The organism is Streptomyces sp. NPDC055962 (genome assembly GCF_042270185.1).
Lineage (GTDB): Bacteria > Actinomycetota > Actinomycetes > Streptomycetales > Streptomycetaceae > Streptomyces.
Genome location: NZ_JBHJYN010000010.1, coordinates 128,422 through 153,369, shown reverse-complemented (window position 1 = coordinate 153,369; position 24,948 = coordinate 128,422). Strand labels below are relative to the sequence as shown.

Sequence of the window (24,948 nt, the reverse complement as noted above, 5' to 3'; positions counted from 1 at the left end):
GTGATACTGACCGTCACACTGAACACGGCACTCGACCTGACCTATGCCGTACCCGCCCTCGTCCCGCACCGCAGCCACCGCGTCGACGAGGTGACCGAACGCCCCGGCGGCAAGGGCGTCAACGTGGCCCGGGTGCTCTCCGCGCTCGGCCACGACACCGTGGTCACCGGCTTCGCCGGCGGATCCAACGGGGCCGTCCTGCGCGAACTCCTCGGCGCACTCCCCCACCGCCCCACCGACGCCCTGGTGACCGTCGCGGGGAACACCCGCCGCACCCTCGCCGTCGTCGACCGCTCCACCGGCGACACCACCCAGCTCAACGAACCGGGTCCGCACATAGGCAAGGACGAATGGGCGGCCTTCCTCGGGACGTTCGGCGAACTGCTCCCCGGCGCCGCGGCCGTCGCCCTCTGCGGCAGCCTGCCGCCCGGCATCCACGTCGGCGCGTACGCGGAACTGGTCCGCCTCGCCCGTTCCGCGGGCGTGCCCGTGCTCCTGGACACCGCCGGCGAACCCCTGCGCCGCGGCATCGCCGCCCGCCCCGACCTCGTCAAGCCGAACGCCGACGAACTCGCCCGGCTCACCGGGGCCCGCGAACCCCTGCGCGCCACCCGCGACGCGCGCCGCCGGGGCGCCCGCAGCGTCGTCGCGTCGCTCGGCGCCGACGGCCTCCTCGCCGTCACGCCCGACGGCACCTGGCGGGCCGCTCCGCCCACTCCCGTGCGCGGCAACCCGACGGGAGCGGGCGACTCCGCCGTGGCGGGGCTGCTCTCCGCCCTGGCCGAGGGACTGGACTGGCACGACCGGCTCACGCGGGCCGTGGCCCTGTCGACGGCGACCGTACTGGCCGCGGCAGCCGGGGAGTTCGACCGCGCAGCCTACGAGGACCTGCTGGGACGCGTCACCGTCGAGGAGCACGCACCGGCCGCATGAGCCGCCGGAACGTCCGGAGAAACACCGCGTCCCGGGCCTCCGTGCGGAGGACCGGGACGACGGTGGTGGACCACTGGGCGCGGACTAGCCCTTGACGTGCCCCGACTTCAGCGACAGCTGGTCGAGGTTGGCGTCGCACGAGTCGCCCTCGTTGCACGAGAGCATCAGCGTGTTCGACCCCTTCTTCAGCTGGACCCAGGCGTACGTCTTCGTCCAGCCCTTCTCCAGGTCACCCTCCGCCGCCTGCGCGAAGTTCTTCATGTTGATGGACCGGGGGGCCTCGTCGTTGACCGTCAGGGACGTCTTCGCGTCCTTGCCCGGCACGCCGTAGGTCACGAACAGCGTGTACTCGCCGTCCTCGGGCACATCGACCGTCCAGGTGGCCGACCGGCCGACCTCGTTGAGGCTGATGTACTGGCCGTTGGCGCTCTTGGCACCCTTGACCGTGTTGTCCAGCGAGGCCGTACCGCCGAGCGTCAGCGTCGCCGCGTCCTGCTCGGGCAGATCGACGGGCTCCTGGGACGCCTTGCCGGACTTCTCCGGCTTCGGGGACTCCTTGACCTCGTCGGCAGGACCCGCCGACGAACCGGCCTCGTCCTTCTTGCCGTCGCTGTCGTCACCCGTCATCAGGGCGGCGCCGATGCCGATGAGCACGACCGCGACCACGGCGACCGCCGCGATCAGCAGCGCCTTGGTGTTGGGTCCGCCACGGCCGGGACCACCGTTCCGGCCGCCACCACCCGCCACCGACCCGTGCTGCGCGGTCACCGCACCGCCGGGGTAGGTCTCCGGCGCCGCGTACTGCGGGTTCGGCTGGCCGTACTGCTGGGCCTGCTGGCCGTAGGCCTGCTGCGGGACCTGCCCGTACTGACGCTCGCCGACCGTCCGCACCTGGTTGTACGACGTTCTGGGCACGCCGGGCTGCGCGGCCGGACCGGGGTAGCCGTAGCCGCCCTGCCCGGGAGGCTGTGCGCCTGCCGCCTGCCCGTCCGCGTACAGATAGCCGAACGGATCGTCGTCCTCGGGCTTGCTCGCGCCGTTGTTTCCGGCCGTCATCCCTGGGTCACTCCTCACCATGTCGCCAGCCGTCGCCGACCGGCCGAGCCTACCCCGAACGGAGCACGCGTCGAATTGCCCTCGGTCCCCCGGAAAACCGGGCGGTGCACGGGAACAGCCAGGGCGTGAACGTCAGCCGGCTCTGCGGTGAACCTTCGACCGGGACCGCTTTTCCACGTACATCCGCTGGTCGGCGGAGTGCAGGACCTCTTCCTCGGTCATGCCGCACTCGGCCCAGCCGATACCGAAACTCGCCCCGACCCTGACTGCCCGGCCGTCCACCCGGATGGGCGGAATGATGGCGTTACGCAAGCGTACGGCCAGATCCGCGGCATCTGCCGCCCCGAGGCCGTCCGCGAGGACGACGAATTCGTCACCCCCGAGCCGCGCGACCGTGTCACCGTCCCGTACGCAGGTCGTGAGCCGCCTGGCGACCTCGATGAGAACTGCGTCACCCGCGTGGTGCCCGAAGCGGTCGTTGATGGACTTGAAGCCGTCGAGGTCGCAGAAGAGCACCGCGAGCCCCTTCGTCCCGTCGTCGCGGTCCGGGTCGGGCGCCACGATGTGCACGTGGTGGTCGTAGGGGCCGACACCCGGCGCGACCTCGCCCTCGTAGCCGTCCGCCCGGTAGCCGTGCGCCGCGCTCTCGACGTCCCCGTAGGCAGCGTCCAGCGCCTCGATCGCCGAGGAGGTGACGGAGTGAGGCCTCTCACACAGCCGCGCGCCGAGCCGGGAGCGCAGCTCGGCGCTGTTGGGCAGACCGGTGAGCGCGTCGTGCGAGGCGCGGTGCGCGAGATTCAGCTCGTTGCGCTTGCGCTCCTCGATGTCCTCGACGTGGGTGAGCAGGAAGCGGGGGCCGTCGGTGGTGTCGGCGACGACGGAGTTGCGCAGCGAGACCCAGAGGTAGGTGCCGTCCCGGCGCCCGAGCCGCAGCTCCGCGCGTCCCCCCTCGGCGGAGGTGCGGAGCAGGGTGCCGATGTCCTCGGGGTGGACGAGGTCGGCGAAGGAGTAGCGGCGCAGGACGGAGGCGGGGCGCCCCAGGAGCCGGCAGAGCGCGTCGTTGGTGCGCAGCAGCCTGCCGTGCTGGTCGCCGCCCATCTCGGCGATGGCCATGCCGCTGGGGGCGTACTCGAACGCCTGGCGGAAGGATTCCTCACTGGCCCGCAGCGCCTGCTGTTCGCGCTCCAGCCTGACCAGTGCGCGCTGCATGTTTGCTCGGAGACGAGCGTTACTGATCGCAATGGCCGCCTGGGAGGCGTACATCTGGAGGGCCTCACGGCCCCAGGCGCCGGGGCGGCGGCCGTTGCGGGGCCTGTCGACCGATATGACCCCCAGGAGGTCCAGACCTCCTCCGGAGGCGTACATGGGGGCGTAGAGGCGGTCCAGAGGGTGCCATTCGTCCTCGAAGCGGGGCTCCGGGCCCTCGGTGTGCCACTGGGGGACGTCGTCGTCGAGGAGCACCCAGCCCTCGGTGTGGGGTATGAACCGGAGCTCGTCCCAGGCCTCGCCCATCGAGAGCCTGCGCTCCCAGGACCCCCGGGAGCCGATACGACCCGTGATCAGGGATTCCGCGGCGCTGTTGCCGGCGAAGGCGGCGACGACGAGATCGCCGTCGGGACGGACGATGTTGACGCAGCCCAGCTCGTAACCGAGGCCGGTGACGATGCCGTCGGCCACGGACTGCAGCGTGTCCGCCAGGCTCCGTGCCGTGTTGAGATCAGCGACGGCCTGGTGCAGCTGCCGCATGGTCGCAAGGCGGACGTACGGCTCCGACTCGGCCTCCATTGCTCGCACTCCCTGAGACCTCGACAGCAACTCCAGGTTTCATATCGACGTACTTGTTGCAGTGTCACCGCCACTGAATCACAGTGAGCTGTGCACCCGGTACACAGGGTCAACAAATATTGCTCTCTGTGACTCAAGTCACAACAGATGGTAAAGACATCCAGGGAGGCCTCCAGGGGCTGCCGTGGTTTGCCGAACGCAAACCGGGACGCCTGGTTCCCGGGTCCTAGGACCCGGCTGGTCCCCTGGCCCGATGCGACGGCCCGTCCCGCGGCACTAGCGTGCCCGGTGTGCTGCAGAAGACTCCCTCCACCCCGCGCCCCGATGCCGTCCCCCATGCTGAAGGGGTGAGCAACGACGAATTCCGCGCCGCCCTGTCCCGCCTGGCCGCGGGCGTGGTGCTGATCACCGCCCAGGAGCCTCCGCTCGACGAGCACGGGCGGGGCGAGGACGTCGGGATGACGGCGACCGCCTTCATGTCGGTCTCGCTGGACCCGCCGCTCGTCATGGTGAGCCTGCGCAACGACTCCCGGATGGACGACCTGCTGGCCGAGCAGCCGCTGTGGGCGGTCTCGGTGCTGACGGAGAGTCAGCGTCAGATCGCCGGACGGTTCGCCATGAAGGGCCGGATCAGCGACCGGCTGCTGTTCGAGGACATTCCGTACATACGGGGCGAGATGACCGGAGCGCCCCTGGTGGGCGGCGCGCTGACCACGCTGGAGTGCCGGACCGAGCAGCGCGTCCAGGCCGGCGACCACACGCTGGTGATCGGCCGGGTTCTGACGGCGACGCTGCCCAGTGCGGACGGCGAGCCGCTGACGTACTTCAAGGGGCGCTACCGGCAGCTGGGCTGACCTGGAGGCAGCCTGCGCACCGACGCGGGTCACCGCCGGCGGGCGGCCTCACCCGGCGCCGGGGCATCACCCCGTGCCCCGCGCGGGGGCCTCACCTCGCGCCCCGGGTGGGCCTGACCTGTACCGAGGAGGGTGCCTGGCCCTGTGGCCGGGCGGGGCGCTCCGCTACCAGTCGCGGCCCGAGCGCCCGCGCTTCGTGTCGCCGCGCTGCTTCTTCTCCCGCAGGCGCCGCTCGTTGATCCCGCGCGGAATCTTCTTCTTCAGGCGCGGCTTGGGCGGCGGCGCCGTGGCCTCAGCCAGCAGTGCGGCGAGCCGCACGGCGGCCGTCTCGCGGTTGCGCCACTGCGAGCGGTGCTCCGACGCGCGCACGGACACCACCCCGCCGACCAGCCGGCCCGCCAGCCGTTCGAGGGCCCTGGCCTTCCACACCTCGGGCAGGGAGTCGGTCGCCGCGAGGTCGAAGCGGAGCTCCACCTGGGAGTCGCTCGTGTTGACGTGCTGCCCGCCGGGCCCGGAGGACCGCGAGAAACGCCACATGAGCTCGGCCTCCGGCAGGGAGACCGAACCGCGGATGACATAGGGCCCGGACATGACACCCATGTTCCCTGCCGTACGACCGGTTCGTCACCTTGTTTTGAGAGCGTTCGCCCAGAAGTTCGGCAAAGAAAGTAAAGCGGGCAGGAACCTCGTGGTCTCTTGTCTGCGTTAGGACGGGTGACGGTAGCTTTCGTGATGGCACGAAGCCCGCACACGACGAGGAAAGGGACTTCCCATGGCTGTAAGCCTGTCCAAGGGCGGCAACGTCTCGCTCACCAAGGAGGCCCCGGGCCTGACCGCCGTCACGGTCGGCCTCGGCTGGGACGTCCGCACCACCACCGGCACCGACTTCGACCTCGACGCCTCGGCGATCGCGGTCAACAACGCCGGCAAGGTCTACTCCGACGGCCACTTCGTCTTCTTCAACAACAAGGCGACGCCGGACCAGTCCATCGTCCACACCGGTGACAACGTCACCGGCCAGGGCGAGGGCGACGACGAGCAGATCAACGTCAACCTCGCGGCGCTCCCGGCGGACATCGACAAGATCGTCTTCCCGGTCTCCATCTACGACGCCGAGGCCCGCAGCCAGAACTTCGGCCAGGTGCGGAACGCCTTCATCCGCATCATCAACCAGGCCGGCGGCACGGAGATCGCCCGCTACGACCTGAGCGAGGACGCCGCCACCGAGACCGCCATGGTCTTCGGCGAGCTCTACCGCAACGGCGCCGAGTGGAAGTTCCGCGCGGTCGGCCAGGGCTACGCCTCGGGCCTGCGCGGCATCGCCCAGGACTTCGGCGTCAACCTCTGACGTCAGGTTTTCCCACGGGAGCCCCCGTCCGACACCGGTCGGGCGGGGGCTCCCGCGCGTCCGCTCCACCCGCGCAGCCCACTCCACGGCCGGGCCGGGTCCGCGGAAGGACGAGGCCGATAAGGTCATGGCCCGGCCGGCCCGAGGGGGCCGGCCGACACACAGGGGATGTGACCCATGCCTACGCCTGAAGACATCTGGGCGGACGCCGATCTGCCCACGCGTCGCCTCGCCGGCCTGGCCCTGAATCCGTCCGTGTCCGAGGACGTCCTGCTGCGGCTGCTCGCCGAGGGGCCGCCGGCGGTGCGGATGGTGCTGTGCCGGGACCGGATCCTTCCCGACGCCGTCGTCGAGGCCGTGCTCGAGCACCCCGACACCCGGACCCGCTCGTTCTTCGCCCGCAACCCCCACGTCGACCCCGCACAACGGGCGCGGCTGGTGGACGATCCGGAATGGTTCGTCCGCGCGCATCTCGCCGAGGCTCCCCGGCTGCCCTTCGGCGGTGCGCACCGGCCGCTGCCCGACGAGACCGTCGTCCACATGATCAGTACGTACGACGACGACACCCTCAGCGAGAGCCTCTACCGGCAGATCTCCCCGGCGTTGCGCCGGGCCATGCCCACTCATCCGGTCGCGAAGGTCCGCGCCCTGGGGGTCGGCGAGTGGAGTCTGCTGACCGCCGGAACACGGGCCGCACTGCTGGCGGATCCCGACGACGGGGTCAGGGGCCGTGCGGAGAGGCACGCACGACTCGAGGACCCGGCGTGGGTGGAGCGCGAACTGCCCGACCGGTCGTGCCACGCGCGCTGGGACCTGTTGATGCACCGAGCCCTCAGCAGAACCGTCGTGGACGGCGTCCTCACCGCTCCGGTCGCCGAGGAGGAGCGGGCGGCGATCGCCGGCAACCCCAGCCTGCCGGCCGACGTGGTGGTCCTCCTGGCCACCGACCCGGACCCGAAGGTGCGCGCGACTGTCGCCCACCGCGCGGACCTCGGACCCGCCGAGCGGCGCACGCTCGCCGCGGACCCCGACCCGGGGGTCCGGCTGGCCCTGTCCGTGCACCCCGGGCTGACCGACGAGGAACGGGCCGGGATCGACTACACGATCCCGCCGGACGACTGCTTCGACGCGCTGCCCGGGCGCCCCTCCGTGCCCCGGGACCCGCAGGACGTCCGCCGGAACGCGACCTCCCGTCACCCCCTTCTGCGCCGAAGGGCGACCCTCGACGAGTTCCTGCCGCCCGACCTCGTGGAACGCCTGGCCGCCGACGACGATCTCGGCGTACGCGTCCTGCTGGCCCAGCACCATCCGGACCCGCCTGCCTCCCTGCTGCTGCGCAGCTTCCTGGAGTACGAGGGCCCCGGGCGGGCGCACCTCACCAGCCGTCCCGGCTTCCCCACCACGGGGCTGTCCGCCTTCGCCGGTCACGACGACCCCGCGGTCCGCGCCCTGGCCGCACGCGACCCCGACACCGCGCCGTCGACCGTGGAGCGGCTCACGCGGGACCCGGACCCGGCCGTGCGCGCCGCGTTCGCACGCCACCCGCATCTGCCGCAGCCCCGGCTGGCGGAGCTCCTCGGCGACGGGGAACTGGCCCACGCGGCCGCGGCGAACCCGGCGTTGGCCCCCGAGGTGGTCCACCGACTGGTGGCGACGGGCGGGCAACGGATGTGACGGCCGCGGCGGGGCGGGAGTCGTGTTTCCTCCGCCCGCACCCGGCCGCCCGGAACACGTGACCCGCCATCAGGCGGAGGACTCCGAAGATCCGTCTGACAAGAACTGGTCAAAAACTTGTGAGGCAATTGTCGGCGTTCCGTCAAACTCGTTCATTCGATGGCACGCTCTCCGCTCGTACCCCCCACAGGAACGAGCAACGGAGAAGGCATGACCCCCCACATGAACACCCGTCGCGCCGCCGCCCTGGCCGCAGTCGCCGCGATGGTGGTCGCAGGTGTCCAGACCGGAACGGCCGCGGCAGGTCCCCACACCGCCGACGACACCGCTTCGTCCTCCCGCTCCACCACCGGCGCCTCGGCCCTCGGTGTGAACACCTCGGCCGTCCGCGCCACCGCCCTGCGGACCGCGCAGGCCGACGCCCCGGCCGCCGCCGAGTCCCTCGGGCTCGGCAGCAAGGAGAAACTGATCGCCCGTGACGTGATCAAGGACGCCCACGGCACCGTGCACACCCGCTACGAGCGCACCTACGCCGGGCTTCCCGTCCTCGGTGGAGACCTCGTCACCCACACCGCCGCCGACGGCACGTCGAAGGGTGTGGACAGGGCCACCGACGCCCGCATCTCCGTGCCCTCCACACAGCCGAAGCTGAAGGCCGCCGCGAACGCGCGCACCGTCGTCTGGGCGGGGAGCGGGAAGCCCGCGCTCGCCTTCGAGACCGTCACGTCCGGTGTCCGGAAGGACGGCACGCCCAGCAGGATGCACACCCTCACCGACGCCACGACCGGCAAGCGGCTGCACAGCTTCGAGGCCGTGGAGACCGGCACCGGGAACAGCCAGTACAGCGGAGAGGTCACGCTGTCGACCACCAAGGGCGGTTCGGGCTTCGAGCTGACCGACGGCGACCGGGGCGGCCACAAGACGTACGACCTGAACCAGGGCCAGACCGGCACCGGCACCCTCGTCACCGACGCCGACGACACCTGGGGCGACGGCACCGGCGACGACCGCCAGACCGCCGCCGTCGACGCCCACTACGGCGCCGCGAAGACCTGGGACTTCTACAAGTCCGAGCTGGGCCGGGACGGCATAGCCGGCGACGGCAAGGCCGCGTACTCCCGCGTCCACTTCGGCACCGGCTACGTCAACGCCTTCTGGGACGACAGCTGCTTCTGCATGACCTACGGCGACGGGGCCGACGACAAGAGCGCGCTCACCGCGATCGACGTCGCCGGCCACGAGATGAGCCACGGCCTGACCGCGGCCACCGCCGACCTCGACTACGCGGGCGAGTCCGGCGGCCTCAACGAGGCGACCAGCGACATCTTCGGCTCCTCGGTCGAGTTCTTCGCCGGCAGCAAGGCCGACCCCGGCGACTACCTCATCGGCGAGAAGATCGACATCAACGGCGACGGCACCCCGCTGCGCTACATGGACAAGCCGAGCAAGGACGGCGGCTCGGCGGACTACTGGGACTCCAACGTCGGCGACCTCGATGTGCACTACTCCTCCGGCGTCGCCAACCACTTCTTCTACCTGCTGGCCGAGGGCAGCGGCGCCAAGACGATCGACGGCGTCGACTACGACTCCCCGACCGCCGACGGCTCCACGGTCACCGGCATCGGCCGTCAGAAGGCCTACCAGATCTGGTACAAGGCGCTCTCCGTCTACATGACGTCGACCACCGACTACGCGGGCGCGCGCGTCGCGACCGAGAAGGCGGCTACCGACCTGTTCGGCGCGGGCAGTACCGAACTGGCCGCCGTCGACGCCGCCTGGACCGGGGTCAACGTCAAGTAACCGCCGGACGAGGCACGTCACGCGTGTTCCCACGCGCGTCGCGTCACTGCACACGCGCGTCACGGCACCGCACACGCGTGTCACGGCACCGCACACGCGCCTCGCGTCACTGCACACGCGCGTCACTACTGCACGCGCGTCGCGTCACTGCACAGGGAGCCGGTCAGCCCATGGGCGGCCGGCTCCCGCCGTCGAGCCAGGTGTCCCACAGCTCCGTCAGATCCAGGCCGGACTCCTCCTCGACGTAGGCGGTGAAGTCCGCCGTCGAGGCGTTGCCGTGCCGGTGCGCCGACAGCCACCCCCGGACGATGCCGAAGAAGACCTCGTCGTCGTCCACCTCCTGCCGGATCCGGTGGACGACCATCGCGCCCCGGCCGTACACCGGCGGCCGGGAGAGGTCGGCCGGGCCCGGCGGCCGGGACGCGGGAAAGGCCCAGTTCGCGTCGTCGGCGTACGCTCGTCCGGAAGCGCTCCTCCGCGGTTGCGCCGTGGTGGTCCTCGCTCCAGAGCCACTCCGCATACGTCGCGAAGCCCTCGTTGAGCCACATGTCCCGCCAGCTCGCGGGCGTGACCGAGTCGCCGAACCACTGGTGGGACAGCTCGTGGACGAGCAGCCCGGTGTCCGGGGGGCCGGGGAAGAACGGCCGGTTCTGCGTCTCCAGCGCGTAACCGGCGTCGCCCCGCCTGCCCACGACCGCCCCGGCCGAGGAGAAGGGGTACGGGCCGAACCGCTTCTCGCCCCACGCGACGATCCCGGCGATCCGGTCCGGCACCCCGGCGCTCGCCCCGGCCACCGCAGGGTCGACGGCGGTGATCACCGGCAGGCCGTCCTCCGTCGCCGTCTCCCGGACCACGTAGCGCCCGACCGCGACGGTCACGAGGTAGCTCGCCATCGATTCACGGGTGCGCCAGTGGAAGGTGGTGCGCCCGGCGGTCGTACGCCGGGACACCAGCTCACCGTTGGAGACGGCGCTGCGCCCCGCGGGCACGGTGATCCGGACGTCGTAGGGGGCCTTGTCGCCCGGATGGTGGTTGCCGGGGAACCAGGTCATGGAACCGGCCGGCTCCCCCAGCGCCACCGCCCCGTCCGCGGTCCGCAGCCAGCCCTCCTCCGAACCGTCCGCGTCGGTCACCGTCAGAGGGGAGCCGGCGTAGCGCACGACGGTGCGGAAGGTGCGGCCCGTGCGGAGGTGGCCGGCGACCGCGCGTTCCGGGCGCAGCGTCAGCTCCGTACCCGCCCGGCTCACCGCGGCCGGCCGGCCCTCGACGGTCACCGACCGGACCTCCAGTCCGGCGAGATCCAGGTGGAACGCGCTGAGGTCCTGGGTCGCCCGGGCGGTGATCACGGCTGTCGCGCTCAGCCGCCCGGCCCCGGCATCGACGTCGAGCGTCAGGTCGTAGTGCGTGACGTCGTAGCCGCCGTTGCCCAGCCGGGGGAAGTACGGGTCGCGCACCCCGGCCGCGCCCGGGGTGCCGATGCTCCCGCCGAGGCCGGGCGCGCAGCCCGCGACCAAGGCGAGCACGGCCGGCAGCAGGACGGCGGCGTGAGCGGTGCGGCGTGCCGCCGCCGCTGTCGGGTGATCCACGCCGTCGATCCTAAGGACGCTCCGGTGGCCGGGCGTCGTCCGCCGTGCCCGGCGGGGGTGCGACCCGCGCCCGGGCCCGTGCGGCTACCGGGTGACGGCCGCGACGCCCGCAGCGGCGAACTTCTCGTCGAGGTCGCCGCTCGGGGCCCCCGCGACGCCGATGCCCGCCACCGGCGCGCCCTTGACCTGCACCGGCGAACCGCCGGCCAGGAACAGGGTGCCGGGGATGTCCTTCAGGTTCGGGGCCTGCTCCAGGCGCTTGACCAGCTCGGAGGTGGGCGCGTTCCAGGAGACGGCGGTGTACGCCTTCTTCACGGCGGACTCGGGGGACTGCGGGCCCGCGCCGTCACCGCGCAGGGTGACGACGGTGTTGCCGTTGCGGTCGACGACGGCGACCGAGACGCGCTGGTTCTCCTTCTTCGCGGCGTCCAGAGCGGCCTGCGCGGCCTTGGTCGCGGCGGCGACGGTCAGATGGGTGGACTGCTGGAGGTTCCGGTCCGCGGCGTCGGCCTTCACGGCCGCGGCGGGCGCGGCAGCCGGGGCGGTCGCGTTCGCGGACACCGCGCCGAAGGTTCCGGCGCCCAGGGCTGCGGCGGCGACGGCACCGGTCAGGACACGGGTGCGCAGCGACATCTTCTTCATGGTGGCTCCTCGGGTGATTGCGGCTCGGCCTCGAACCGGGTGGCTTCCGCTATCGATCCTCCGGCCGGATCCGGGCCCGTACCGTCGGCGTACCGGATGGAAGCCGCAGCCACGTCGGCCGACGGCACCGTCAGCCGATCGGTTGATGCGGAGGTGGCCCCGAGGGGTGACCATGGGGGTGTCCGCGCAGGTCAGCAACGGCCCGGTGGTGCGGCGGCAACACAGGCCGGCGGGGCCCCCGGGGCCCGCAGGTCAACGGGGCCCGCAGGTCAACGGGGCCGTCAGGTCAACGGGGCCATCAGCGACCAGCAGCGAGCAACGGTCGAGGGAGCGCGGGGTACGAGGTGCGGCGGAACGGAACCGGACCGGGCGCGGAGCAGCCGCCACCGGAGGGCGGTCCCGAGCAGCCGCCACCGGAGGGCGGTCCGGAGCAGCCGCCACCGGTGGGCGGTCCCGACCCGGTGGCCGGCGATCCGGACGCCCGGTGGCTGGCCCTCCTGATGCACGCCGCCTTCTTCCTGCTGCTCGGTGCCTCGCTCGCGCGCTTCCTGATGCGCCACCCCGGCGAGACCCGCACCCCCTGGATCATCGCGCTGTCGGCCGTGCTCGCCGTCCTCTACCTCCTCGGTCCGGTGCTCGGCTCCCGGCCGACACCACGCCGGCTCACCTGGCTCGGCGTCCTCGTCGTGGTCTGGATGGTCCTGGTCGTCCTCGCGCCGAGCTTCGCGTGGTGCGCCGTCCCGCTCTTCTACACGGGACTGCGGATCCTGCCGCCGCGCGCCGCCCTGGCGCTCGTCGCCCTGCTCACCCTGTTCGTCGTCGCCGCACAGCTGCGGCTCGCCTCGGGCTTCGACCCGAATCTCGTCCTGGCCCCGCCGGCGGTCGCCGCCGTCGCCACCGCCGTGTTCGTCCACATGCAGCGTCAGGCCGTACGCCAGCGGGACCTCGCCGTACGGCAGCGCGAACTGATCGACGACCTGCTGCGCACCCGGCGGGAACTGGCCGCCACCGAACGCCGCGAAGGCACCCTCGCCGAACGCCAGCGGCTGTCGATGGAGATCCACGACACCCTCGCCCAGGGCCTCTCCAGCCAGCAGATGCTCCTCCAGGCGGCCGACCGCTCCTGGGACTCCGACCCGGCCACCGCCCGACGCCACGTCCTGACGGCGACCGGCATCGCGGAGCGGAACCTCGCCGAGGCCCGCCGCTTCGTGCACGACCTGGCCCCCGCCGACCTGGCGGAGGGCGGCGGGCTGGAGGCGGCGCTGGACGCGCTCGCCGCCCGTGAGACCGCCCAGGCGCGCGGCGGCCTCACCGTCCGCTGCCATGTGGAGGGCGCCCCCGCCGCGCCCCTTCCCGACCGGGTCCAGTCGGCGCTGCTTCGAATCGCCCAGGGCGCCCTCGCGAACGTCACCGAGCACGCGGAGGCGACCGTCGCCGCGCTGACCCTGACCCACCTCGACGACCGGGTCGTCCTCGACATCGCCGACAACGGCCGGGGTTTCGGCGCCGACCACCCCGCACCCCGCCCGTCCGACGGCGTACGCGGCCACGGACTGCCGGCGATGCGTGCCCGGCTCCAGCAGCTCGGCGGCACCCTGACCGTCGAATCCGCACCGGGCGAGGGCACCGTGCTCTCCGCCGCCGTCCCCCTGTCCCACACCGCCGCACCGGCCTCCCCGGAGGAACGCACATGACTCCGCCCGTACGGATCCTGCTCTGCGACGACCACGCCGTCGTACGGGCCGGGCTGCTCGCCCTCCTCGGCGGCGAGCCCGACATCGAGGTCGTGGGCGAGGCCGGCAGCGGAGAGGAGGCCGTCGCCCTCGCCGCCCGGCTCTCCCCGGACGTCGTCCTCATGGACCTCCAGCTGGGCCCCGGGATCGACGGCGTCGAAGCCACCCGCCGTATCACCGCCGCCGGGACCGGCACCGTCAACGTGCTCGTCCTCACCACGTACGACACCGACGCCGACATCACCCGTGCCATCGAGGCGGGTGCCACCGGCTACCTCCTGAAGGCCGAACGCCCCGAGGAGCTCTTCGCCGCGATCCGTGCCGCCGCCCAGGGACGCACCACGCTCTCCCCGCCGGTCGCCAGCCGTGTCATGGCCCGGATGCGCAGCCCCCGGCCCACCCTGACCGAGCGCGAACTCGACATCCTGGGTCAGCTGTCACAAGGGCTCGGCAACCGTGACATCGCCCGTGCCCTCTTCATCAGCGAGGCCACGGTCAAGACCCATCTGGGCCGGATCTACGAGAAGCTCGACGTGGACACCCGGGCGGGAGCGGTCGCCGTCGCCAAGGAACAACGGCTCCTTCCCTGAGCGACGCCGGCGGCCGTGCGCCGCAGCCGCACGTCGTGGCCGTGGGCCCGCGGCCGCCGCCGCCCGGCGCGGGACGCTCTCGGGGCATGACACCATCGAACCGTGCTCGACATCGGCTACTCCCTCTCCCGGCGCTTCCCGGACCCCCCGCAGACCGACTACCGCCGCGCGGATGTCCGCGCCCTGCGGCACGACCTGTTCTCCGGGGACGTCTACCTCGCCGACACCAAGGCCGACCGCGAAGTGTCCACAGCCTGGGGATGGGTCCCCGTCCTCGACTTCGCCTGGGCGCTCTGCGACATCGTCGAGCAGATCGACCTCGACCCCCGGGGCAGCCGCTCGCACCGCCGGCAGTACGCCGAGCTCGACTTCACCGAATCGTCGGACCGGATGCTCTTCGAGCGCCGCTTCGGCTGGGTGGACGTCGAGGCCGACTGGATGCCGGGCGAGGAGCCCCCGCTCACCTTCAGCCACTCCCTGCTGCGCCGCGAAGCCCGCGATTTCCTGCACGACCTGATCGCCGACCTGGCGGACATGCACGAAGGCCTCGCCGACAACCCGGTCGTCTGGGACCTCCAGGCCCGCTTCCCCCGGCTCTGACGGCACCCGCAGCCCCGGCCACGCTCGGCACGTTCACCACCGCGCCGAGGTCATGCCTCCACCCGCACCCCGATCTGCGCCGCGAAGGCCGGGGCCAGCTCCATCAGCTGCGCCGGGCTGATCACCGCGCCCGCCAGCCGCTCCACCCCCCGAGCGATGTCGAGCTCCGCGACCGTCCGGAGATCCACGGAGTCCATCCGCACGGCGCTGAAGTCGGCACGCTTCAGCACGCAGTCACGGAACTCCACCCGGACCAGCTGCGCCTCCCCGAAATCCGGCTCCGAGAGCACACAGCCCTCGAACACGACGTCCTTCAGCCGTGCCTTGCGGAGATTCAGGTAATCGATCTTCCCGCCCCGCACGAGCACCCGCTCCAGCACCGCACCGTGCAGCTGCACCCCGCCCAGCCGCGCGTCCACGACCTCCACGTCCCGCAGCGACGCCCCCGCGAGATCCGTGCCCACACCGCGCACGCCCGTCAGCACCGAGTCGATGAACCTGGCCCGCACCAGCTCCGTGCGGTCCAGTGCGCACCCCCGCAGCTCGCAGTCCATGAAGCGCGCGCCGGGGCCCGACGCGTCGGCGAGGTCCGTCCCCTCGAACCGCACACCGTCGTAGTCCCCGTCCGGCTCAAGTCCCTCCCCGTCGTACTCCGCCAGCGGCGGAAGCCGGACCTCCGGACGCCGTGCCTCGGCCACCCCGCCGCCCGCGCCCCTGCCGCTCTTGTTGCCTGTACGTGCCATACCCATACCCCCCATCGTGACGCACACCACTGACATCGCCCCGGACCGGTGCCACGGAACCGGCCGCTCCACCGTTCCCCGTGCAGAAGCGCCCACTGCGAGGAGCCCCAGCCATGCAGCGCATCCACGTCGTCGGCGGCGGCCTGGCCGGTCTGACCGCCGCCGTCACCGCCGCCGAGTCCCACGTCCCGGTCACCCTCCACGAGGCCCACCACACCCTGGGCGGACGGGCCAGGACCGCGGACGGCCCCTACCTCACCAACGAAGGTCCGCACGCCCTGTACCACCGCGGTCCGCACCGGACCTGGCTCGAACAGCGGGGGCTCCTCGGCCCGTTGGCCTCCGTGCCGCCCCGTGAAGGCACCCGCTTCCTCTTCCACCGCGACGGCGCCCTGCGCAGGATCCCGCCCCTCGCCCTGCTGCGCCTCGCCCGACGCGGTCCGCGCCCGGCCCCCGTCGACAGCGACTTCCACAGCTGGGCGACCGGGCGGGTGGGCGAGGAGGGCGCCCGCGCGGCAGCGCACTTCATGGGCGTCGCCCTCTTCCATCACGACCCCGGCGCGCTCTCCGCGGCCTTCGTCCAGGAAAGGCTGCGCCGCGCGACCGCGCTGCCGCCGGAGGCCCGCTACCCCGTCGGCGGCTGGGCGCGGCTCGTCGAGCGGATGGCCTCCCACGCACGGCGCCTCGGTGTGCGCATCGAGACCGGCGGACGCGTCGGCCCCGGCGACCTGGCCGGCCTCCGACGGGACGGGCCGGTGATCGTGGCCACCCAACTGGACTCCGCCCGCACCCTCCTGGGGGACCCGTCCCTGATCTGGGACAGCGGGAGGACCGCCCTGCTCGACCTGGCCCTGCGGACCCGGCGCGGCGACCCGTTCATCGTCTCCGACCTCGACGCACCCGGCTGGATCGAACGCTTCACCGCCCAGGACCCGACCCTCGCCCCCTCGGGCGAGCAGCTCGTCCAGGCCCAGATCCCCCTCGCCCCCGAAGCCCCTCGTGCCGACGCCGTACGCCGCGCCGAGCACCTGCTCGACCTCGGCTTCCCCGGCTGGCGCGACCGCACCACCTGGCGCCGCGAAGCCCTCGCCTCCGGCCGGACCGGCGCCGTCGACAAGCCCGGTACGACGTGGCGCGACCGGCCCGCCGTCGACCGCGGCGACGGATTCCTGCTCGCGGGCGACCAGGTCGCCGCCCCCGGACTCCTCAGCGAGGTCTCGTTCGCGAGCGGCATCGAAGCGGCGGTCCTGGCGGTGGGGCTTCTCGGCGGAAGCACGCCCGGCACCCCGCGCGCGGCAGGAGGCTCTTGACCTCAACCGCACCTGAGGTCGGAGGGTGGGGAGCACCGGCCGCCGGCCGGCTCCTCACCACCCCTCGGGAGACCCGCCATGCTCGCCATCCGCCTCCATGCCTTCGGCCCCGCGGAGAACCTCGTCCACGAACGGACCGAGGACCCCGTGCCCGCTCCCGGCCAGGTCCGTGTCGCCGTGGCCGCGGCCGGGGTGCACCTCCTCGACACCCACCTGCGCGAAGGCAGGCCCGGCCCCTACGGATCCACCGCCGCCCGGCTGCCGACCGTCCCCGGCCGTGAGATCGCGGGCACCGTCGAGTCGCTCGGCGAGGGCACCGATCCCGGCTGGCTCGGCCGCGAGGTCGTCGCGCACCTCGGCGCGGCACCCGGCGGCTACGCCGAACTGGCCGTCGTCGACGCCGAGAAGCTCCACCCGCTCCCCGAGGGACTCGACGCCGCCGAGGCCGTCGCCATGATCGGCACGGGCCGCACCACCCTGGGCATCCTGGGGTTCACCGACCTCGGCCCCGGTTCCGTCGCCGTCGTCACCGCCGCGGCCGGCGGCATCGGCACCCTCCTCGTCCAGGCCGCGGGAAACGCCGGAGCCGATGTCATCGGCCTGGCGGGCGGCCCCGCGAAGGTCGCCCGCGTCGCGGCGAACGGAGCCGGCCTCGCCGTCGACTACACCCTCCCCGACTGGCCGCGCCGCGTCCGCTCGCACCTCGAAGCCCTCGGCCGCCCGGCCGGCGTCGTCTTCGACTCGGTCGGAGGGATCACCGCCCGCGCCGCCGTCGACCTCCTGGGCAAGGGCGGCCAGCACCTCGTGTACGGCAGCTCCGGCGGCCGGGCTCTCTCCTTCGGCGCGGAGGAGCTCGCCGAGCGCGGCATCACGTCCCGGAGCGTCCTGGGCCCGGCCATGATCGAGAAGGGCGGCGGGATGAGGACCCTGGAGACGCGTTCCCTCGCCGAGGCCGCCGCAGGCCGCCTCCGGCCCGCCGTCCAGCTCTTCCCGCTGGCCGAGGCGGCGGCCGCCCACCGCGCCCTGGAGACCCGGGGCACGATGGGGAAGGTCGTCCTCGTACCGTGAAGCCGCGCCCGTCCCGGGGCCTCCTGAGCGCCACCGACCGGGCGGCGTCCGGGCAGCGCCCCAGGCGTGAGCGCCACCGACCGGGCGGCGTCCCCCCGCGTGGGCAACCCCCGGCCCCGCCCCGGGACGCCCGCAGGTGTGGTGCCCGGCCTCGGGTAGCGACGGCTCGGACCGCGACGGCTCAGGTCCTGACGGCCCGGACCGCGCGGCTCAGGCCGCGCCGAGCTCCGCCAGCGCCCCGTCCGTGAGCCGGTACACCGTCCACTCGTCCTGAGGGCGCGCGCCCAACGACTCGTAGAACGCGATGGACGGGGCGTTCCAGTTCAGCACCGACCACTCCAGGCGCCCGTAACCGCGCTCCACGCAGATCCGTGCCAGCTCCCTCAGCAGCGCCTTCCCATGACCACCGCCGCGCCGCTCCGGGCGCACGTAGAGGTCCTCCAGATACACGCCGTGCACCCCGCGCCACGTCGAGAAGTTGAGGAACCACAGTGCGAACCCGACCACTTCGCCGTCGTCGTCCGACACCGCGATGTGCGCGTAGGCGGCCGGCCGCTCGCCGAACAGGGCCTCGTGCAACTGCTCCTCGGTGGCGTTCGCCTCGTCGAGCGCCTTCTCGTAATCGGCGAGCTCCCGGACCATGGCGTGGAGGGCGGGGACGTCTTCGGGTGTGGCTGTGCGAATCATGAGGGCAGCCTAAACAGGCGGGCCGGCCTCGTGCCCCTCAATTGCGCCCCAGCAGCCGCCGGGCGATCTCCGCATGGTGCGGCGCCATCCGCCACCCGCCCCGGGCCCCCCACAGCCCGTTCTGCAGCACCCGCCCCAGCGTCCAGGCCCTCGCCCGCTCACGGTCCAGACCCAGCGCCCCGGACAGCAGGTCGAACCTCCACAGCACCTCGGACGCGTCGAACCTGTTGTCCAGGGCGGGGAACAGCTCGAACCCCGGGTCTCCGCCCAGCGGCTTCGGGTCCAGCACCACCCACTCCCCCGCCCGGCCGTCCTCCGCGCGCCCGGCCAGGATGTTGTCGTAGTGCAGGTCCCAGTGCAGCAGGCGGTCGCCCGGCTCCCCCGCCACCTCCCGCACCGCCGCCGCGCAGTCCAGCAGCAGCCGCCGCTCGCCCGCGTCCGCCGCGTCCGCCACTGCCCCCCGCGCCGCCTCCAGCATCCGCGCGGCGACCTCCTCCAGCCTCCGCATCCCCACCGGTGCCGGCACCCCCGCCAGCCGGACCAGCGAATCCGCGAGCACGCGCACCGCCGCCCGGGCATCCGCGACGCCCGTCAGCGGACGCCGCTCGTCGAGCCGTTCCAGCAGCATCGTCCCGGTCGCGGCTTCGTGCTCCAGCAGGGCCACCGTCCCGGCACCGGCCGCACCCCAGATCCGCAGCGCGACGGGCTCCCCCGCCGTCTCCTCGTCCAGCATCTGGAGCTTCAGCGCCGCCCGGCGGCCGTCCGCCTCCCGCACCACCGGCAGCACCAGCGCACACATCCCGGACATCGCGGCCCCGTCGGGCCGCAGCCCCCACTCCTCCAGGAACCTCCCGGCGAGCCCGGGCAGCGCAGCGGCGAACGCCTCACCCGCCCCACCGCCGTGAGTCCGCAGATTCACCGTCAGGTCATCCGGCACCTCGATCACACCGCGAGCCTAGAGGTACCGTCCCTCCAGCGACTGGGCTGCACACGGACAAACAGGGGACACATGAACACCGTCAACGGCGGCATCTCGTTCTGGTACGCGCACGAGGGCACCCCCTCTCCACGCGAGCCCCTGCCCGGCGACAGCTCGGCCGACGTCTGCATCGTCGGCGGCGGCTACACCGGGCTCTGGACGGCGTACTACCTCAAGAAGGCCGTCCCCTTCCTCAACATCACCGTCCTGGAAGCCAAGTTCTGCGGTTACGGCGCCTCCGGCCGCAACGGCGGCTGGCTGTACAACGGCATCGCGGGCCGCGCCCGCTACGCCCGACTCCACGGCCATGACGCCGCCGTACGCCTCCAGCAGGCCATGAACGACACCGTCGGCGAGGTCATCCGCATCGCCGGCGAGGAGAACATCGACGCCGACATCCACCACGGCGGCGTCCTCGAAGTCGCCCACACCCCCTCGCAGCTCGCCCGGCTCAAGGACTTCCACTCCGTGGAGATCGCCTTCGGCGAGACCGACCGCGTCCTGCGCGGCGCCCGCGAGACGGCGGAACGCGTCCGCGTCAGCGGAGCCGTCGGCTCCAGCTGGACCCCGCACGGCGCACGCCTGCACCCGGCCAAGCTCGTCAAGGGCCTCGCCGACGCCGTCGAAGCCCTCGGCGTCACGATCCACGAGTCGACCCCCGTCACCGAGATCAAGCCCAAGCACGCCGTCACCCCCTACGGCACGGTCCGCGCCCCGTACGTGCTGCGCTGCACCGAGGGCTTCACCGCGGGCCTCAAGGGGCACCGCCGCACCTGGCTCCCGATGAACTCCTCCATGATCGTCACCGAGCCGCTGCCCAAGGCCCTCTGGGACACCATCGGCTGGGACGGCCGCGAGACGCTCGGCGACATGGCCCACGCCTACATGTACGCGCAGCGCACCGCCGACGACCGCATCGCCCTCGGCGGCCGGGGCGTCCCCTACCGCTACGGCTCGGCGACCGACAACGACGGGCGCACCCGGCCCGAGACCGTCGAGGCCCTGCGCGACCTGCTGGTCCGCTTCTTCCCCACCACCGCGGGCACCCGCATCGACCACGCCTGGTCCGGGGTGCTCGGCGTCCCCCGCGACTGGTGCGCCACCGTCACCCTGGACCGCAGCACCGGCCTCGGCTGGGCGGGCGGCTACGTCGGCTCGGGCGTCGCCACCGCCAACCTCGCGGCCCGCACCCTGCGCGACCTGATCCAGCAGGACTCCGGCCAGGGCGGCGCCACGGACCTGACCGCGCTCCCGTGGGTCAACCACCGGGTCCGCCGCTGGGAGCCCGAACCCTTCCGCTGGCTGGGGGTCCACACCCTCTACGCCGCCTACCGCGCCGCCGACCGCCGCGAGGCCGCGTCACCGCACCTCGGCACCGACCGCCTCGCGAAGGCGGCGGACCGCATCGCGGGACGCCACTGACCGGCCGCGAACCGGACGTCCGGCCCGTCCTAGGCCAATCAGGAGAACATGCGACTCCGTGCGGGTGACGGCGCGCATCCTTCGCCCCGCGCGTGCTTCCGGGCCCCCTTGACTGATGGTCACCACATCACGGCGGCCCTCTCGCGGGGCGCCCTGGCGCGACCTCGACGCCCGCGTGCCGGTCCCCGGTCCGCGCGGGCCATGAGAAGGGACCGGATTCCATGCGGGTGCTGCGGAACATCGCCTGGAGCGCGATCGCCTCGCTCCTCCTCCTCGTCGGCCCGGTGCCGGCGGCCCATGCCGACACAGGCACCGGGACCGGCACCGCCGCCCGCCCCCGAGCCCACTGCCCGACCGACGGCCGGACGCGGGGCACGGCCGGAGCGCCCAACCCGGCGCTGGAGCAGTACTACCTCGACGACTGGCGGCTCGGCCCCCGTGTCCTGCCGAGGACCGGCGCCATCGGGGCGATGCTGCGGGGCTACGACCGTACGGGCCCGACCTCGGCGTACTGGTTCCTCGGGTGCTACTGGCAGACCAACCCGGTGACGGGCGAGTCCGGTTGGTGGTACCCGGACAACGACGGCTTCGTCCTCGACCGGTCCGGCGACCCCGTGAAGAAGACCCTGACGCTGCGCGTCGGGCAGCTGGTCGACCTGTTCGGCAGCGGGCGCGGCAACTTCCTCGCCCCCGCCGGGACTCCGTACGCCAAGCGCGCCATCCCGCCGAGCAACCTCGACCGCTACACCAACGACTACCCGTACAGCTACCACCTGTACCGGGTGGAGGAGGCGTTCACCGTGGAAGCGGGGCGCATCCGGCCCTGGTTCGGGCAGCCCGGTCTGGGCATCCAGTACAAGACGAGCCAGCGGGTCTCGGAGCTGGTCACCGCGGAGAAGCTCGAAGCCCTGAACTGATCACGACCGCACTCTCCTGGGCGGGTCCCGGCACAGCCGGGGCCCGCCCAGGCGCGTAGGAGGGGAACCCACGAGTTGAACAGGACCGAGCTCACCGCCCGTCTGCGCCGCGAGGGGGTCCCGGACGCGCTGTACGAGATCCCGGGCGTCCACCCCGTGGCGCTCCAACTGGACGCCTACTACGTCCTGCGCCCGGAGGGGACCACATGGCCGGTGCTCCTCCGCCAGCGCGGCGCGGACGAGGTGATCGCGCGCTTCGGCACCGAGGCGGAGGCCTGCACCTACCTGTACGACACCCTCACCGACGTCCCGCCCCCGGTCCCGGGCGGCCCCGAACGCGTCGACCGCCTTCTGGCCGACGCCGACGAGATCCAGCGCCGCGCCGAGGAGGACTTCGAACGGGCCCCCGGCCGGAACACCGGGGAACCACCCCGCTCCTGACCCTGCACACCGCCCTCCCGGCGATGTCGGGGACGCGGCTGAGGAGGGTGCCCCGGACACCGGTGGCCCCCGGGTGTCAGCGGGCGGCGGGCAATCCGGGCGCACGGTCACCGGGCGCAAGGCCGTCGGACGTGTGGCCGTACGGCGGGCGGTTCACCCGAGGCGGTCACCCCCGGCTCACCGGACCGGCGGGAGCGCAGTCCGAAAGCGCTGACGAGCGTCGCGAGCAGAGCCGCGGCGAGCGGCACCCGGAGCGCCGCCCGGTATCCGTCGAGCAGCGCGCCGGGTGATCCGGAGCGCAGCCCGCGACGTCGCGCCCCTGGGAGCGCGCCGGATCCTGTGAGGGCTGTGTACCCACCCGTACGCCGTGTCAGATCACCCAGAGCGGCCCGTTGCCGCCCAGGAGGGTGCTGCTTTGCTGGGTGAGGCCGACGGAGGACGCGGTGAACAAACGGCTTCCCGCGGCTGTCGGTCCGGAGGTTCCGCCAGGGAGGACCCAAACGGCGCCCGTGGAGTTGTTCTCGCCGGCTGCTCCGACGAACAACTCCGCTTTGCCGTCGCCCCGGAACCGGCGCCGGAGAGCACGACCGAGACCAGGACGCGGCCAGGCAGCCGCCGGACCACTCACGCAGGCGCGTTCGCTGAACAGAAAACCCCAGGTCAGATGCTGTCTGACCTGGGGTTTCTCGGAGCCCCCTGTCGGATTCGAACCGACGACCTACGCATTACAAGTGCGTTGCTCTGGCCGGACTGAGCTAAGGAGGCGTGCGGGAGCAGTGTAACCAACGTCGAGGGCGGAACCTGCTCGATATTCGGGACCTCGGACTACTGACAGATCCGAAAACGCCAGGTAGCGTCACCTCAGGTTCACTCCAGTGGACCACACCACTCCCTTACTCGGATCGTCCGGCACGTTCCTGCCGGTGGAGGAGAAGAATCGCCATGGCCAGTGTCACGTTCGACAAGGCGTCCCGCGTCTACCCCGGCTCCACGAAGCCGGCTGTGGACCAGCTCGAGATCGACATCGAGGACGGCGAGTTCCTCGTCCTCGTCGGTCCTTCCGGTTGTGGCAAGTCGACCTCCCTGCGCATGCTCGCGGGTCTCGAGGACGTCAACGGCGGCGCGATCCGCATCGGTGACCGCGACGTCACGCACCTGCCCCCGAAGGACCGGGACATCGCCATGGTGTTCCAGAACTACGCGCTCTACCCGCACATGTCCGTCGCGGACAACATGGGCTTCGCCCTGAAGATCGCCGGTGTGAACAAGACCGAGATCCGGGCGAAGGTCGAAGAGGCCGCCAAGATGCTGGACCTCACCGACTACCTGGACCGCAAGCCGAAGGCGCTCTCCGGTGGTCAGCGCCAGCGTGTGGCGATGGGCCGCGCCATCGTGCGTGAGCCGCAGGTCTTCCTCATGGACGAGCCGCTGTCGAACCTCGACGCCAAGCTCCGCGTGTCGACGCGTACGCAGATCGCCTCGCTGCAGCGCCGCCTCGGCATCACCACCGTGTACGTCACCCACGACCAGGTCGAGGCCCTCACCATGGGTGACCGCGTCGCGGTCCTCAAGGACGGTCTGCTCCAGCAGGTCGACTCGCCGCGCAACATGTACGACCGCCCGGCGAACCTCTTCGTCGCCGGCTTCATCGGCTCGCCGGCGATGAACCTCGTCGAGGTCCCGATCACCGACGGTGGCGTGAAGTTCGGCAACAGCGTCGTCCCGGTCTCCCGCGAGGCGCTCACCGCCGCCGCGAACCGCGGTGACACCACCGTCACGGTCGGCATCCGCCCGGAGCACTTCGACATCGTCGAGCACGGTGGCGCCGCCGCGACCGGCCTCTCCAAGGCCTCGTCCGACGCCCCGGCCGGCCTGGCCGTCTCCGTCAACGTCGTCGAGGAGCTCGGCGCCGACGGCTTCGTCTACGGTGCCGCGCAGGTCGGTGGCGAGCACAAGGACCTGGTCGTCCGCGTCGGCGGCCGCGCCGTCCCGGAGAAGGGCACCGAGCTGCACGTCGTACCCCGCCCGGACGAGCTGCACGTCTTCGCCACGTCGACCGGTGAGCGTCTGACCGACTGATCCGCGTCGGGTCCCACACGACCCGTCGGATCCACCCGATCAAGCCGCAACGGCCCCGCGTCCCCCGGACGCGGGGCCGTTCGCGTGTCGCCCGCAGGATCGGGTTTCGGATGCCGCGGACGCCAAATACCCTGGCACTCCGGTCAATTCACCCCGACTCGTCAACGCTTGATTCGAAAAGGCCACTCGAACCATCCCCCGCAAGGGTGACGAAATGTCGCCGAGTCATCACTGCCCGCTACGCTCGCCTGCGTGACCCACACCGCGCGCCGCATCGGCCGAACCCTCGCCCTCGTACTGCCCGTCGTCATGGTGCTGTCCGGGACCCTCGCGGTCACCCGTGTGCAGTGGTCGGGGCAGGACACCGAGACCCAGTTGCTGACCGCCGCCTCGGAGACCGTCTCCAAGCAGGCGAAGGCCCGGGCCCCTCAGGACATCCTGCGGGACAAGCTCCTGCTGGAGCTCCGTGAGAAGGACCCGGGTGTCGCACTGACCAGCCTCCAGCGCACCGTCGAGGGACGTCCCTCGCTGGCGAAGCACTGCATGTCGATCGCCAGGGCGCTCGGCAAGGCCGCCGTCGACCAGTACGGTCCGACGCGCGCCCACCGCTTCTCCCGGCCGGTCTGCGACACCTCCTTCGCCTCGGGCGTCGCACAGTTCAGCTGAGCCGGGCCCGTCCGGGCACGGCATATCGTGCC

The 24,948-nt window shown here is 72.5% G+C and carries 23 protein-coding genes, 1 tRNA gene and 1 pseudogene; 15 read left to right on the top strand and 10 right to left on the bottom strand.

All coding sequences use genetic code 11. From position 1 onward, the window contains the following. Positions 1-933: a 1-phosphofructokinase family hexose kinase gene (locus tag ACFC51_RS26120; protein ID WP_376368839.1), complete on the top strand. Its 933-nt coding sequence runs from the start codon at positions 1-3 to the stop codon at positions 931-933. A gap of 84 nt (positions 934-1,017) precedes the next feature. Here the strand turns inward: ACFC51_RS26120 and ACFC51_RS26115 are convergent, their stop codons facing one another. Continuing rightward, positions 1,018-1,989, bottom strand: a complete 972-nt coding sequence (locus tag ACFC51_RS26115; RefSeq protein WP_376531100.1) for a carbohydrate-binding protein — start codon at positions 1,987-1,989, stop codon at positions 1,018-1,020. A gap of 132 nt (positions 1,990-2,121) precedes the next feature. Then, complete coding sequence (cdgB, locus tag ACFC51_RS26110) at positions 2,122-3,774, bottom strand: diguanylate cyclase CdgB (RefSeq protein ID WP_376368837.1); 1,653 nt, start codon at positions 3,772-3,774, stop codon at positions 2,122-2,124. Positions 3,775-4,121: 347 nt separating this feature from the next. On the opposite strand from cdgB, the gene ACFC51_RS26105 reads away from it, so the two are divergent. Continuing rightward, positions 4,122-4,628 carry a flavin reductase family protein gene (locus ACFC51_RS26105; RefSeq protein ID WP_376368836.1) on the top strand — a complete coding sequence of 169 codons (507 nt, stop codon included), beginning with the start codon at positions 4,122-4,124 and terminating at the stop codon, positions 4,626-4,628. 165 nt (positions 4,629-4,793) lie between these two features. Here the strand turns inward: ACFC51_RS26105 and arfB are convergent, their stop codons facing one another. Then, entirely contained in the window at positions 4,794-5,228 is a 435-nt protein-coding gene (gene arfB, locus ACFC51_RS26100) for an alternative ribosome rescue aminoacyl-tRNA hydrolase ArfB (protein ID WP_073743675.1), read from the bottom strand. Between the two features lie 172 nt (positions 5,229-5,400). On the opposite strand from arfB, the gene ACFC51_RS26095 reads away from it, so the two are divergent. From ACFC51_RS26095 to ACFC51_RS26085, 3 genes are all read left to right on the top strand, one after another. Next, entirely contained in the window at positions 5,401-5,976 is a 576-nt protein-coding gene (locus tag ACFC51_RS26095; RefSeq protein WP_376368835.1) for a TerD family protein, read from the top strand. A gap of 177 nt (positions 5,977-6,153) precedes the next feature. After that, positions 6,154-7,650 carry a hypothetical protein gene (locus ACFC51_RS26090; RefSeq protein ID WP_376531098.1) on the top strand — a complete coding sequence of 499 codons (1,497 nt, stop codon included), beginning with the start codon at positions 6,154-6,156 and terminating at the stop codon, positions 7,648-7,650. 210 nt (positions 7,651-7,860) lie between these two features. Beyond that, a complete protein-coding gene (locus ACFC51_RS26085; RefSeq protein ID WP_376531096.1) occupies positions 7,861-9,450 on the top strand; it encodes a M4 family metallopeptidase in 1,590 nt (529 codons plus the stop codon). A gap of 163 nt (positions 9,451-9,613) precedes the next feature. Here ACFC51_RS26085 and ACFC51_RS26080 read toward each other — a convergent pair. Then, a pseudogene (locus ACFC51_RS26080) lies at positions 9,614-11,036 on the bottom strand (M1 family metallopeptidase). Positions 11,037-11,120: 84 nt separating this feature from the next. Next, positions 11,121-11,678 carry a heme-binding protein gene (locus ACFC51_RS26075; protein WP_376368831.1) on the bottom strand — a complete coding sequence of 186 codons (558 nt, stop codon included), beginning with the start codon at positions 11,676-11,678 and terminating at the stop codon, positions 11,121-11,123. Between the two features lie 443 nt (positions 11,679-12,121). Here ACFC51_RS26075 and ACFC51_RS26070 point away from each other — a divergent pair, with 443 nt between their 5' ends. The 3 genes from ACFC51_RS26070 to ACFC51_RS26060 all read left to right on the top strand — a co-directional run bounded on the left by ACFC51_RS26070 (position 12,122) and on the right by ACFC51_RS26060 (position 14,604). Beyond that, positions 12,122-13,375 (top strand): sensor histidine kinase, encoded by a 1,254-nt coding sequence (locus tag ACFC51_RS26070; protein WP_376531202.1) that lies wholly within the window; start codon positions 12,122-12,124, stop codon positions 13,373-13,375. Beyond that, complete coding sequence (locus ACFC51_RS26065) at positions 13,372-14,004, top strand: response regulator (RefSeq protein ID WP_376368829.1); 633 nt, start codon at positions 13,372-13,374, stop codon at positions 14,002-14,004. Before ACFC51_RS26070 ends, ACFC51_RS26065 begins: the two co-directional genes overlap by 4 nt. A gap of 102 nt (positions 14,005-14,106) precedes the next feature. Continuing rightward, positions 14,107-14,604 carry a hypothetical protein gene (locus ACFC51_RS26060; protein WP_376368828.1) on the top strand — a complete coding sequence of 166 codons (498 nt, stop codon included), beginning with the start codon at positions 14,107-14,109 and terminating at the stop codon, positions 14,602-14,604. A 50-nt stretch (positions 14,605-14,654) separates the two neighbouring features. Here the strand turns inward: ACFC51_RS26060 and ACFC51_RS26055 are convergent, their stop codons facing one another. Beyond that, the gene (locus ACFC51_RS26055; RefSeq protein WP_376531094.1) at positions 14,655-15,353 is read right to left on the bottom strand and encodes a pentapeptide repeat-containing protein; all 699 of its coding nucleotides are present in this window, start codon (positions 15,351-15,353) and stop codon (positions 14,655-14,657) included. Positions 15,354-15,460: 107 nt separating this feature from the next. Between ACFC51_RS26055 and ACFC51_RS26050 the strand changes: the two genes are divergently transcribed. Beyond that, positions 15,461-16,657, top strand: coding sequence for an FAD-dependent oxidoreductase (locus ACFC51_RS26050; protein ID WP_376531092.1), 1,197 nt, complete (start codon positions 15,461-15,463; stop codon positions 16,655-16,657). Between the two features lie 78 nt (positions 16,658-16,735). Further along, a complete protein-coding gene (locus ACFC51_RS26045; protein WP_376531090.1) occupies positions 16,736-17,725 on the top strand; it encodes a zinc-binding dehydrogenase in 990 nt (329 codons plus the stop codon). A 210-nt stretch (positions 17,726-17,935) separates the two neighbouring features. Here ACFC51_RS26045 and ACFC51_RS26040 read toward each other — a convergent pair whose 3' ends face one another. Beyond that, entirely contained in the window at positions 17,936-18,412 is a 477-nt protein-coding gene (locus ACFC51_RS26040; protein ID WP_376368824.1) for a GNAT family N-acetyltransferase, read from the bottom strand. A 37-nt stretch (positions 18,413-18,449) separates the two neighbouring features. Further along, positions 18,450-19,358 carry an aminoglycoside phosphotransferase family protein gene (locus ACFC51_RS26035; protein WP_376531087.1) on the bottom strand — a complete coding sequence of 303 codons (909 nt, stop codon included), beginning with the start codon at positions 19,356-19,358 and terminating at the stop codon, positions 18,450-18,452. A 63-nt stretch (positions 19,359-19,421) separates the two neighbouring features. Between ACFC51_RS26035 and ACFC51_RS26030 the strand changes: the two genes are divergently transcribed. From ACFC51_RS26030 to ACFC51_RS26020, 3 genes are all read left to right on the top strand, one after another. Then, a complete protein-coding gene (locus ACFC51_RS26030; protein ID WP_376368822.1) occupies positions 19,422-20,813 on the top strand; it encodes an NAD(P)/FAD-dependent oxidoreductase in 1,392 nt (463 codons plus the stop codon). 221 nt (positions 20,814-21,034) lie between these two features. Then, on the top strand, positions 21,035-21,730 hold the full coding sequence (locus ACFC51_RS26025; protein WP_376368821.1) for a TNT domain-containing protein: 696 nt from the start codon (positions 21,035-21,037) through the stop codon (positions 21,728-21,730). 75 nt (positions 21,731-21,805) lie between these two features. Continuing rightward, positions 21,806-22,171 carry a hypothetical protein gene (locus ACFC51_RS26020; protein ID WP_376531085.1) on the top strand — a complete coding sequence of 122 codons (366 nt, stop codon included), beginning with the start codon at positions 21,806-21,808 and terminating at the stop codon, positions 22,169-22,171. 370 nt (positions 22,172-22,541) lie between these two features. On the opposite strand, the gene ACFC51_RS26015 is transcribed toward ACFC51_RS26020, so the two are convergent. Both ACFC51_RS26015 and ACFC51_RS26010 read right to left on the bottom strand, forming a co-directional pair. Then, positions 22,542-22,799: a hypothetical protein gene (locus tag ACFC51_RS26015; RefSeq protein WP_376531083.1), complete on the bottom strand. Its 258-nt coding sequence runs from the start codon at positions 22,797-22,799 to the stop codon at positions 22,542-22,544. Between the two features lie 62 nt (positions 22,800-22,861). Next, a tRNA-Thr gene (locus ACFC51_RS26010) sits at positions 22,862-22,936 on the bottom strand. 177 nt (positions 22,937-23,113) lie between these two features. Here ACFC51_RS26010 and ACFC51_RS26005 point away from each other — a divergent pair. Together ACFC51_RS26005 and ACFC51_RS26000 are read left to right on the top strand one after the other, a co-directional pair. After that, entirely contained in the window at positions 23,114-24,250 is a 1,137-nt protein-coding gene (locus tag ACFC51_RS26005; RefSeq protein WP_099174120.1) for an ABC transporter ATP-binding protein, read from the top strand. A 252-nt stretch (positions 24,251-24,502) separates the two neighbouring features. Further along, complete coding sequence (locus ACFC51_RS26000; RefSeq protein WP_376368818.1) at positions 24,503-24,916, top strand: hypothetical protein; 414 nt, start codon at positions 24,503-24,505, stop codon at positions 24,914-24,916. Positions 24,917-24,948 lie beyond the last annotated feature (32 nt).

What these genes read in the sequence shown, in the direction of transcription:
- ACFC51_RS26025 (WP_376368821.1), top strand. Translation starts at nt 21,035, where the DNA reads ATGCGGGTGCTGCGGAACATCGCCTGGAGCGCGATCGCCTCGCTCCTC.
- ACFC51_RS26095 (WP_376368835.1), top strand. Translation starts at nt 5,401, where the DNA reads ATGGCTGTAAGCCTGTCCAAGGGCGGCAACGTCTCGCTCACCAAGGAG.
- ACFC51_RS26075 (WP_376368831.1), bottom strand. Translation starts at nt 11,678, where the DNA reads ATGAAGAAGATGTCGCTGCGCACCCGTGTCCTGACCGGTGCCGTCGCC.
- ACFC51_RS26030 (WP_376368822.1), top strand. Translation starts at nt 19,422, where the DNA reads ATGAACACCGTCAACGGCGGCATCTCGTTCTGGTACGCGCACGAGGGC.
- ACFC51_RS26065 (WP_376368829.1), top strand. Translation starts at nt 13,372, where the DNA reads ATGACTCCGCCCGTACGGATCCTGCTCTGCGACGACCACGCCGTCGTA.
- ACFC51_RS26090 (WP_376531098.1), top strand. Translation starts at nt 6,154, where the DNA reads ATGCCTACGCCTGAAGACATCTGGGCGGACGCCGATCTGCCCACGCGT.
- ACFC51_RS26055 (WP_376531094.1), bottom strand. Translation starts at nt 15,353, where the DNA reads ATGGGTATGGCACGTACAGGCAACAAGAGCGGCAGGGGCGCGGGCGGC.
- ACFC51_RS26115 (WP_376531100.1), bottom strand. Translation starts at nt 1,989, where the DNA reads ATGACGGCCGGAAACAACGGCGCGAGCAAGCCCGAGGACGACGATCCG.
- ACFC51_RS26045 (WP_376531090.1), top strand. Translation starts at nt 16,736, where the DNA reads ATGCTCGCCATCCGCCTCCATGCCTTCGGCCCCGCGGAGAACCTCGTC.
- ACFC51_RS26050 (WP_376531092.1), top strand. Translation starts at nt 15,461, where the DNA reads ATGCAGCGCATCCACGTCGTCGGCGGCGGCCTGGCCGGTCTGACCGCC.
- arfB (WP_073743675.1), bottom strand. Translation starts at nt 5,228, where the DNA reads ATGGGTGTCATGTCCGGGCCCTATGTCATCCGCGGTTCGGTCTCCCTG.
- ACFC51_RS26085 (WP_376531096.1), top strand. Translation starts at nt 7,861, where the DNA reads ATGACCCCCCACATGAACACCCGTCGCGCCGCCGCCCTGGCCGCAGTC.
- ACFC51_RS26005 (WP_099174120.1), top strand. Translation starts at nt 23,114, where the DNA reads ATGGCCAGTGTCACGTTCGACAAGGCGTCCCGCGTCTACCCCGGCTCC.
- ACFC51_RS26040 (WP_376368824.1), bottom strand. Translation starts at nt 18,412, where the DNA reads ATGATTCGCACAGCCACACCCGAAGACGTCCCCGCCCTCCACGCCATG.
- cdgB (WP_376368837.1), bottom strand. Translation starts at nt 3,774, where the DNA reads ATGGAGGCCGAGTCGGAGCCGTACGTCCGCCTTGCGACCATGCGGCAG.